This window comes from Candidatus Paceibacterota bacterium (genome assembly GCA_028716825.1).
Taxonomy (GTDB): Bacteria; Patescibacteriota; Minisyncoccia; order Minisyncoccales.
Window position 1 is genome coordinate 1 of record JAQUPA010000018.1, and the last position, 10,465, is coordinate 10,465.

General features: G+C 31.5%; 11 protein-coding genes. 10 read left to right on the forward strand and 1 reads right to left on the reverse strand.

Annotated elements, in window-relative coordinates; all coding sequences use genetic code 11:
• From PHI88_03195 to PHI88_03220, 6 genes are all read left to right on the forward strand, one after another.
• Positions 1-194 (forward strand): hypothetical protein (locus PHI88_03195; protein ID MDD5552133.1); only part of this gene is annotated, 194 nt, incomplete at its 5' end.
• 110 nt (positions 195-304) lie between these two features.
• The gene (locus PHI88_03200; GenBank protein MDD5552134.1) at positions 305-958 is read left to right on the forward strand and encodes a hypothetical protein; all 654 of its coding nucleotides are present in this window, start codon (positions 305-307) and stop codon (positions 956-958) included.
• A 166-nt stretch (positions 959-1,124) separates the two neighbouring features.
• Positions 1,125-1,379, forward strand: a complete 255-nt coding sequence (locus PHI88_03205; protein MDD5552135.1) for a DUF5320 domain-containing protein — start codon at positions 1,125-1,127, stop codon at positions 1,377-1,379.
• A gap of 70 nt (positions 1,380-1,449) precedes the next feature.
• On the forward strand, positions 1,450-2,499 hold the full coding sequence (locus tag PHI88_03210; GenBank protein MDD5552136.1) for a cation diffusion facilitator family transporter: 1,050 nt from the start codon (positions 1,450-1,452) through the stop codon (positions 2,497-2,499).
• Positions 2,500-2,527: 28 nt separating this feature from the next.
• Positions 2,528-2,803, forward strand: a complete 276-nt coding sequence (locus PHI88_03215; GenBank protein MDD5552137.1) for a DUF134 domain-containing protein — start codon at positions 2,528-2,530, stop codon at positions 2,801-2,803.
• Complete coding sequence (locus PHI88_03220; protein MDD5552138.1) at positions 2,800-3,540, forward strand: ZIP family metal transporter; 741 nt, start codon at positions 2,800-2,802, stop codon at positions 3,538-3,540. The genes PHI88_03215 and PHI88_03220 overlap by 4 nt, the downstream gene beginning before the upstream one ends.
• 8 nt (positions 3,541-3,548) lie before the next feature.
• Here the strand turns inward: PHI88_03220 and uvrB are convergent, their stop codons facing one another.
• Positions 3,549-5,507 (reverse strand): excinuclease ABC subunit UvrB, encoded by a 1,959-nt coding sequence (uvrB, locus tag PHI88_03225; GenBank protein MDD5552139.1) that lies wholly within the window; start codon positions 5,505-5,507, stop codon positions 3,549-3,551.
• Between the two features lie 80 nt (positions 5,508-5,587).
• On the opposite strand from uvrB, the gene PHI88_03230 reads away from it, so the two are divergent.
• The 4 genes from PHI88_03230 to secA all read left to right on the forward strand — a co-directional run.
• A complete protein-coding gene (locus PHI88_03230) occupies positions 5,588-6,565 on the forward strand; it encodes a peptidoglycan bridge formation glycyltransferase FemA/FemB family protein (protein MDD5552140.1) in 978 nt (325 codons plus the stop codon).
• A gap of 263 nt (positions 6,566-6,828) precedes the next feature.
• Positions 6,829-7,749 (forward strand): UDP-N-acetylmuramate dehydrogenase, encoded by a 921-nt coding sequence (gene murB / locus PHI88_03235; protein ID MDD5552141.1) that lies wholly within the window; start codon positions 6,829-6,831, stop codon positions 7,747-7,749.
• Positions 7,750-8,020: 271 nt separating this feature from the next.
• Positions 8,021-8,371 carry a ribosome-associated translation inhibitor RaiA gene (raiA, locus tag PHI88_03240; protein MDD5552142.1) on the forward strand — a complete coding sequence of 117 codons (351 nt, stop codon included), beginning with the start codon at positions 8,021-8,023 and terminating at the stop codon, positions 8,369-8,371.
• A gap of 102 nt (positions 8,372-8,473) precedes the next feature.
• Positions 8,474-10,465 (forward strand): preprotein translocase subunit SecA (gene secA / locus PHI88_03245; protein MDD5552143.1); only part of this gene is annotated, 1,992 nt, incomplete at its 3' end.

The following is a 10,465-nucleotide window of genomic DNA, read 5'->3' on the forward strand; positions in this document are numbered from 1 at the left end:
TTCACGAAGATAAAAAAACACTTATTTTAAGATTAAAAAACTTTAAAGTTCACCCGATAATTTGTATTTACCTCGCTGGTTATTTTAAGAGAGTTGCATCTTTAGGTATTAAAAGCAAAAAAATAGAGTGTAAAGAGACGGAATGTATCTTTAAAGAAGGTTCTTGTGACGAATTTAGAATCACTTGGGAATAATTTATAACATTAATAAAAAAAGTGAAGAAAAGCTCCACACAATGGAGCTTTTTTGGTAGAATAAAATAACTTAATTGGAAAGGTCGTTATTTTAAAATATAAATTTCAATATGGAAAACATGGAGTCAAAAGAAGAAAATCAATCACAACAAAAGCAAGAACCTCAAGGATCAACTCAACAGCCACCAATTCAGCAAAACCAACAACAATATCAACAAGCTCCGCAACAAGTTCCAGAAGACAGAAAAGGATCAGCTATAGCCGCATTTATTCTTGGTTTCTTTTCTTTTATACCATTTTTAGGATTCATAACGTTTATCATTGGTATAATTTTAGGTATATTGGGATTAAAATCATCAAAGAAAGGCTTTGCAATAGCTGGAATAATATTGTGCATTATTGGACAAATTACAGCTTTAATTATAATAATATCTTTGGGATTTTTTGGAGTAAAGAAAGCAGCAACAGAAGTTAAGGGAAAGGTGATAGAAGGCACAATGGAAACATTTGCCGAGGGTGCTAAAGAATATTACGATGTTCAAAAAACCTATATTGGCCTTGAAAAAGGTGAAGTTTTTAATACTGCGAAAAAAGCAATTGATTTTGGTGATGGTGAGAATTTTGTTGTATACACAAGTAAAAATGCTTACTGCGCCAAAGCCCAAAAAATGAATGAAAAATGGTGGTGTATAGACAGTAAGAACGTTTCAAAAGAATACGAAAACAATCCTACTTGTTCAAAATCTCATTATTCTTGTAATTAGTTTTTATAGCGGATTATTATACTAAAATTTTAAAAACCCGAGATAGTTTCTCGGGTTTTTATTTTAAAACCTTGACAAAACATAGTTATGGGTATATACTCATAATAGAGAGTGATGTAAGGTCGGCATCACCGATTAGTGAGCAAAACTTTTGTTTTGCAAAACCATGCCAAGATTTGATGCAACTGGTCCTATGGGCTACGGCCCTGGAACTGGAAGAGGAATGGGTCCTTGCGGCGCCGGAATGGCAAGAGGTAGAGGAAGAGGAGGTCGTGGATTTAGAAGGTTTTGGGGTTATATGCCCTATCAGGGAGAAATTACCAAAAAAGAGGAAGTTGAAATGTTAGAAGACGATGCTGAGGTTTTAGAAGAAGAACTTAAAGAAGTAAAAGAAAGGTTAAAAAATCTAAAAGGCAAGTAAAGAAAAAAAACTAATTATCGCCTTATGCTAGACAATTTTCACAAGGCGATAATTAGTTTATAATTAGAAAATGAAAGAAAAAATAGCGAAAATTGCAATATTAGCAAACGTATTTTTAGCTGGGGGCAAAATTGCCGTTGGTGTTTTTTCTAATTCAGTTGCGATACTAGCCAGCGGAATTGATTCTTTTGTAGATGTTTTTTCTTCAATTATAAGTTATGTTGGAATTAAAATATCAGGAAAACCAGCCGACGAAAAATATCCTTATGGTCACTATAAATTTGAGGTATTAGCTGGAGTAATTATTACCCTGTTTATTTTAGTAACAGGCATCGGAATTATTTATGACGCTTATAAAGGATTTTTTGAAACAAAAACTATTCAGGTCAGCTACCTTGCATTTGGAATAATGATATTTTCAGTTGTGGCAAATGAGATAATGTCTAGGCTAAAAATTCATTATGGCAAGAAAGAAAGTTCTGTTAGCTTACTTTCAGATGGGACACATTCAAGAATTGACGTTTATACATCTTTAGTAATTTTAATTGGGCTTTTTTTAACAAAATATTGGTCTTATGCTGATTCTGTTTTGGCTATATTAATGGGTGTTTATATAATAAAAGAAGCTTTTTTAATTGGGAAAGAAGCTATGGGTTCATTACTTGATGTTTCGGCTGACCAGGGAACAGAAGATAAAATAAAAAAAATTGCAAAAAAACAGAATATCGAAGTCAATTCTTTAAAAACTCAAAAGAAAGGATCTGCTATTACTGCTAACCTTGAAATAAAATTACCAAATGATTTAAGTGTGGAGAAAGCAAACAACATTTCAAATAATTTAAGAGAAGAGCTTACAAAAAAAATCGAAAATTTAAAATATATTGCTATTCAAATTAAAAGCCATGACATCACAACAAACTTTTATAAGCCTGATTTTGGTAGGGGATTTGGGTGGCAAAGACGAGGGAAATTCAAGGAAGAAGTTAAAGAAGCCACTGGTCAAGGTCCTGTAGGTAATTGTATTTGTCCGGAATGTGGTTATAAAGCACCACATAAAAGAGGAATTCCATGTTCATCTTTAAAATGTCCTAAATGTAATATAAACTTAAAAAGAGAGTAGTTCGATAAGCTCTCTATAAATAGTAAAAATGCCAAGACCGAAACTTTGCAGAAGAATAAGATTTAGACCAAATGTTAATTATTTTAAACCTCAGGGCGTGCCAATGAGGTTTTTAGAAATTATTCATTTAAGTCATGAAGAATTAGAGGCTTTAAGATTAAAAAATATAAAGGACTTAGAACAGGTTGAATGTGCAAAGTTAATGCACACTTCCCAAAGTACATTTCAGAGAATTTTATCTTCTGCTTATAAAAAAATTACCGAAGCATTGATCAAGGGGAAAGCAATTAGGATAATAAAATGATGTCGCAAAATTATATTGCAATAATTTTATTGTCTTTTCTTTCCGCAGTTTCTACTCTACTTGGGATTTTTCTTGCTTTTTTTTGTAAAGAAAGCAAGAAAAAAATTGCTCTCGGTATAGGATTTTCTGTTGGTATAATGCTTTTAATTTCTTTCTTTGAACTTATACCAGAATCAATAAAATTATCTAGCGTTCTAAATACTTTTTTAGCTCTAATATCGGGAGCTTTTTTTATTTTCATTTTAGATTATATTTTTTCTCATACTCATTTTATTGAAGAAAAAGGCAAATTAAATTGGCGAATCAAGGCCGCTTATCTTGTGGCTATAGGAATTATTTTACATGATTTTCCAGAGGGATTTGCTTTGGCAAATAGTTATATTTTAGCTCCTACTTTGGGAATTTTAGTTGCAATTTCAATTGCACTGCATAATTTTCCAGAAGAGTTTGTAATGGCAGTGCCGTTGGTGATTGCAAAAAACAAAAAAAGATTAATCCAGCTTGGGATAATCTCTGCTCTCGCAGAGCCATTCGGTGCCGTGGTAGGATTGATTGCAGTTTCTGTTGCGCCGAAATTTAATCCCTTTTTTGTTGCTTTTGCTGCGGGATGTATGATTTTTATTTCAGTTCACGAACTTTATCCGATGGCAAAAAGATATAGAAAACCAATATATTTTATTTTCGGATTTATATTTAGTATTTTTGTTTATATTGGATTAAATTTATTTCTGAAATAAAAATTTTTCTATCTCTTTTCTATTTTTTTAATTTCATCTCTAATTCTTGCAGCTCTTTCAAAGTTAAGTTCCTGGGCTGCTTTTTGCATTTCTTTTTTTAAAAAATTTGTATCCGTAATTTTAGCTAACTCGCTAATATCTGTAATTTCTTTTTTTGCTTTTGAAAAATCCCATTCTCGAATTGCTTTCTTTATTGCTTGGGGCGTAATATTATTTTCCTTATTATGTTTTTCTTGGATTTTTCTTCTTCTTTCAGTTTCCTTTATTGCATTTTTCATTGAATTTGTAATCTCATCCGCATACATTATTATTCTCCCATTTGGATGTCGCGCAGCTCTTCCCATTGTTTGGACCAATGTAGTTTCATTCCTTAAAAAGCCTTCTTTATCAGCATCTAAAATTGCAATTAAGGCAACTTCTGGCAAATCAAGGCCTTCACGCAAAAGATTTATACCCACTAATATATCATATTTTCCTTCACGCAAATCTCGTAAAATTCCTGGTCTTTCTAGGGTTTTAACTTCGGAATGTAAATATTGAACCTTAAAACCTTTTTCTTCTAAATAATCCGACAAATCCTCTGCAAGTCTTTTTGTTAGCGTCGTTACAAGGACTCGTTCTTTTTTGTCTACAGCTTTTTGAACTTCCGAGATTAAGTTTTCAATTTGATTTTCGGTTGTCCTTATTTCAATTTTAGGATCAAGGAGTCCCGTTGGTCTTATTAAGACCTCGGTAAGCAATTTTTGTTTTTTAGATTTAATTTTTTCTATTTCGTATTTTCCTGGAGTCGCTGAAATATAACTGACTTGATTGATTTTTTTTTCAAATTCTTCAAATTTAAGGGGTCTATTATCGAGGGCAGAGGGTAGGCGAAAACCATATTCAACTAAAGTTTCTTTCCTTGCTTTATCGCCTCTGTACATTGAATAAAGTTGGGGAATTGTCATATGCGATTCATCTATTAAAATCAAAAAATCCCCTGGGTAATAATCTAGTAAAGAAAATGGCGGACTCCCGGGCTCTCTAAATTCAAAATGTCTTGAATAGTTTTCGATACCACTACACCAACCGGTCTCTTTTATCATTTCGATATCATAATTCACTTGCCTTTCCAATCTTTTTGCTTCAAATAATTTCTTCTGTTTTTTTAATTCTTTTAATCTTTCATCGAGTTCAAGCTTAATACTTGAAATTGCCAATGGATTTTTATCTGGAGGTGTTACCCAAAATTTAGCAGGGAAAAATCTGTATTTTTTTATTTCTGAAAATTTCCCGTCCGGATTTTTTGCATTTCCATTTAAAAATATTTTTGATATTTCATTCGTTGAAAGTTCAATTTTAATTATTTCCTCACCAGTAGGGGAGAATATTTCTACAATATTGCCCCTTACCCTGAATTTTCCCGCGGAAAAATCAATTTCATTTCTTTCGTATTGAAGCTTTATTAAATTTTTTAACAATTCTTTTCTTTGAATTTTTTGATCTTTTTTAATCAAAAAAGAAATATTTTTATAATTTTCAGGAGAGCCAATGTTGTATATGCAAGAAACAGAGGCAACAATAATGGTATCGTTCCTGGACAATATCCCTTGAGTTGCTTCATGGCGTAGTCTGTCAATTACATCATTTATTTTTGCATCTTTTGCAATGTAAGTATCGGTCTGCGGAATATATGCTTCTGGTTGATAATAGTCATAATAAGATACAAAATAATGGACAGAGTTTTCTGGAAAAAAATCTTTAAATTCTTGATATAACTGGGCAGCTAAAGTTTTATTATGGCTTATTACAAGAGTTGGTTTTTGAATCTTTTCAATTACATTTGCCATAATAAAAGTTTTACCGCATCCCGTAACACCCAAGAGCACGTTATGTTTTTCTTTTTCTTTCAGATTTTTTGTTATTTTATTTACGGCCTCTTTTTGCGATTTTATCAATTCTAAATCTGTTTTGAGATTAAATTTCATAAAAGTTTATGATATGATTATATTTCATCCTGTTAAATTTATTATAACTATTTGGCAGGGTAAATTATAACACATAACCAATGAAAATTTTTTTTGCCGAAAATCAAAAAGAATGGGATGAATTTTTAACGGAAAATGATGGTAGTTTTTTACAATCTTGGGATTTTGGAAATTTTGAAAAAATGAAAAATAAAAAAGTTTGGCGTCTTTTTATTGAGAGGGAAAAAGGAATTCTTGCTGCGGCGCAAGTTCAAAAAGAGATTTTCCCCATGAAAAAGAGTCTTTTGTATATTCCTTTTGGTCCTTGTTTTAAATCAACTTTATTTTTAAAAGATAAGAAGAAAATTTTAACTTTGTTTTTTAAGGAAATAGAGAAGATCGGAAAAAAAGAAAATTCTGTATTTCTGAACATAGAGCCAACAAATGTTTTACCTAAGATGGATAAGCTTATAAAATCTGAAAGGAGGGTGCAACCTAAAGAAACTTTGATTTTGTCATTAAAAAATTCAACAGAAGAGATATTTAAAAATTTTCACCCAAAGACAAGATATAATATTAGATTAGCGCAAAAGAGAGGAGTGGAGATAAAAAAATATGAGAGTAAAGAAAAAAAGATAGAATGTTTAAATTATTTTTGTAAACTCTTGTATAAAACCTCAAAGAGAGGTGGTTTTAAATCATTTTCAAAAAGTCATTATAAATATCTTCTATCTTTAGATAATACGATTTTATATATTGCAAAATATAAAGATAAAATTATTGCAGCAAATATTTTAATTTATTTTGGTAAAAGAGCGAATTATATTCACGGAGTTTCAGATTATAAATATAGAAAATTTATGGCTCCTCACTTGCTTCACTGGAAGCAAATTTCTGATGCGAAAAATATGGGTTTTTTAGAATATGATTTTTGGGGAATAGATGAAGAAAAATGGCCGGGGATTACAAGATTTAAAAGAGGGTTTGGCGGTGAAGAATTTAAATATCCGAAGGGAAGAGATTTTATACTAAAAAAATTCTGGTATAAAGCTTATCAGATAAGAAAAAAAGTTTCTTAAATATTGATTATTTATGTCTTAAAAAGCAAAAAGCCATGGAATTTTCCAAGGCTTCTTGCCGACTTTAGTTAGAGTTCCTCAAAAGAGGATATACACTCACAGTTATATATTAGCAAAAAAATCGCAAAAAGTCAAGTCCTTTATCGAATAAAGCATTGCATTTAATTTTTTTAGATTATAAAATAATAATGGTGTGGAGGGGCACGCACTCACAAAAGACTTTAGAATTGGAGTAACTCCCTCCGCGCCGTTTTAGGTTATTTATGTTAAATATTCAAGAAGAAGTTTCTCTTAAGGATTTTACCACTTTTAAGATAGGGGGTCGGACTAAGTATTTTATAAAAGCGTCAAACGATAATGAGATTAAAGGAGCTGTAAAATGGACCAAAGAAAAAAAACTTCCATTTTTTATTTTAGGAGGAGGAAGTAATATTTTATTTTCTGATAGTGATTATAATGGCGTTATAATAAAAATAGAAAATCGAGAATTGAATTTTAAGGGAAATGAAGTTATTGCAGGGGCTGGTATTGTTTTTTTGAAACTGATTTTATTTTGTAAAGAAAAATCATTAAGTGGTCTTGAGTGGGGAGCTGGAATTCCTGGTACTGTTGGTGGTGCAATCTTTGGAAATGCTGGGGCTTTTGGTGGCGAGGTAAAAAATAATATAAAAGAAGTTTTAGCTGTTGATAAAGAGACATTAGAAGAGAAAAGATTTTCAAGTAAAGATTGTAAATTCTCATATAGAAATTCAATTTTTAAAAAAACAAAAAAATATATTATCTCTTCTGGTATTTTTTCTTTAGAAAAAAAAGAAAAGGGAGAAATAGGAAGGGTGATAAGAGAGCATATTCTTTATAGAAAAGAGCATCATCCTCTAGGGCAGCCTTCTGCAGGAAGTATTTTTAAAAATATCAAGACAAAAGACATAGAAAATTCATTGCTTGAGAGATTTTTTGAGTTTAAAGAAAAAGCAGAGGTGCCCGCTGCTTATATAATAGATAAAGCGGGGCTTAAAGGAAAAAGAGTTGGAGGTGCTAAAATTTCTGAAAAGCATACAAATTTTATTGTAAATTATGATAATGCTAAAGCAAAAGATATAATTTCTTTAATAAATTTTATTAAAGGAGAAGTAAAAAAGAAGTTTGATATTGAACTTAAAGAAGAGGTGATTATAATTAAATAAAGAATAGAAATAGTGGAGGCCGACTATTCAAATAAATATTATTTTCTTCTCGATACGAGGAGATAAAAAAATGGCAAGAAAAAAAGCAACGAAAAAAAGAAAACCTGCAAAAAGAAAAACAACAAAGAGAAAAGTTGCTAAAAAAAAGACCACGAAAAGAGCTCGCAGAAAAAAGAAATAGTTGGTCTGTTTTAAAGCAGCCCCGCAGATACTATATTTTAGCGGGGTTGTTTATTTAAATTAAATATTATATAAGTAAATATAAAATTATATGAGATTTGTTATAAAAGGAACGCGAATAAAGTTAAATCCGAAGTTAGAGGATTATATTAAAGATAGAATAGGAAGTACTGAAAAATATATAAATACTGATCTGCCACTCACAGCGAAAATAGAAATAGAAAAAATTACAGATCATCACAACAAGGGGAAAATCTTCAGAGCAGAAGTAAATATTCATTTGAAAAATAAATTTCTAAGAGCTGAAGCCACAAGAGAGGATATTTATTTAGCAATTAATGAAGCAAGAGACGAATTAAAAGGAGAGTTTAAGAAGTATAAAGAAATCAACATTGATAGACAACGGAAAAACGAAAAAGAAAACAGAAGAGCTATTTTCTAAATAATTAAATTAATTCCATAAAAGATAAATTTAAACTTTTTTCGAGGGCATTGTGTTGCCCTCTATTTTAGTAAAAAAGATGTATAATAAAATATAAAATTTATGTCTTTCCTTAAAAAAATTTTTGGAGATCCAAGCGAAAAATATTTTAAAAAAAATAAGCCAATTATTGATGAGATAAATTCTTTCGAAAAAGAATTCGAGAATATTTCTGATGGTCAGTTAAAGAAAAAAACAAGAGAATTTAAAAAAAAACTTAAAGAGAATAATAACTTAGACGACATTCTTCCTGGTGCTTTTGCTTTAGTGAGAGAAGCTGCAAAAAGAACTCTAAAACAGCGCCACTTTGATGTCCAATTAATGGGTGGTATTGCTATGTATCAAGGTAATATTGTTGAAATGAAAACCGGGGAAGGTAAAACTTTAGTTGCAACTTTACCTCTTTATTTAAATGCGCTCGAAGAGAAAGGATGTCATCTTGTTACTGTTAATGATTATTTGGCTCGTCGTGATACTGTTTGGATGGGTCAGATTTATAATTTACTTGGTTTATCTGTGGGATGTCTTAATAATGAACAGAGTTTTTTATATGATCCTGGGTATAAAAAATCAGACGAGGAAAAAGATGAGGTTCGTGATGAACTCGGCAGCTTTAAAGTTGTTGAAGATTTCTTGCGCCCCGTTTCTAAAAGAGAAGCATATAGAGCAGATATTACTTATGGGACAAATAACGAATTTGGATTTGATTATCTTCGTGACAATATGGTTTTTAACATTAAAGAAAAAGTGCAAAGGGGATTTAATTTTGCAATAATTGACGAAGTTGACTCTATTTTAATTGATGAGTCAAGGACTCCATTGATTATTTCTTCTCCTGCTGAGGCAGCCTCGGAAAAGTATTATAAATTTGCTGAAATAGTGAGAGATTTAAAAGAAGAGGAGGATTATGAAGTAGACGAGAAAATGAGAGCAGCTATTTTAACGCACAAGGGTCAGGAGAAAATTATAGAAAAATTAGGAGGTTATAATCCTTGGGTAGAGGGAGATATTGTAACGACTCATCATATTGATAATGCGCTTAGAGTCAAAGATGGTCCTCATGGATTATTTTTAAAGGATAAAAACTACGTAATAAAGGAAGGAAAAGTGATTATAGTTGATGAATTTACGGGTCGTTTAATGCCTGGTAGACGTTGGTCAGACGGCATACATCAAGCAGTAGAAGCGAAAGAGGGGGTTGAAATACCACCAGAATCTGAAACTGTAGCGACAGTGACTTTGCAGAATTATTTTAGAATGTATAAAAAACTTTCCGGGATGACGGGAACCGCAGCTACCTCGACTGAAGAATTTCAAAGTGTTTATGGCGTTGATGTTGTTGTTATTCCGACTAATCTTCCAATGATAAGAGAAGATTTGCCAGATAGAATTTACAAGACAGAAAAAGCAAAGTATAAGGCTATTGTTGAAGAGATAAAAAAAAGAAACAAGAAAGGACAGCCAGTATTGGTTGGTACAACAAGCATTGAAAAAAACGAATATCTCGGGAAACTTTTAGAAATTAAAGGAATAGATTCCCAAATTTTAAATGCAAAAAATCATCAAAAAGAAGGTGAAATTATAGCTCAGGCAGGAAAACCTGGGGCAGTGACAGTTGCAACTAATATGGCAGGACGTGGCGTTGACATTGTTCTTGGCGGCAATCCTCCAAAGAAAGAAGATGCAGAGAAGGTTAAAAAAATAGGGGGGCTCCATGTTATTGGCACAGAAAGGCATGAAGCCCGTCGTGTTGATAATCAGCTTCGTGGAAGAGCAGGCAGACAAGGAGACTCTGGTTCTTCCCAATTTTTTATCTCTCTTGAGGATGATTTAGCCCGAGTTTTCGGAGGGAATAGAATGAAATCCTTAATAGAGCGTTTTAAAATACCCGACGATATTCCAATAGAAAATAAAATAATCTCAAACTCTATTGAGTCAGCTCAGGCAAGGGTTGAGGGTTTTAACTTTGACGCAAGAAAACACCTTTTAGATTATGACGACGTTTTAAACAAGCAAAGAGTAAAAATTTACAAAGAACGAGATAAAATCTTAGAG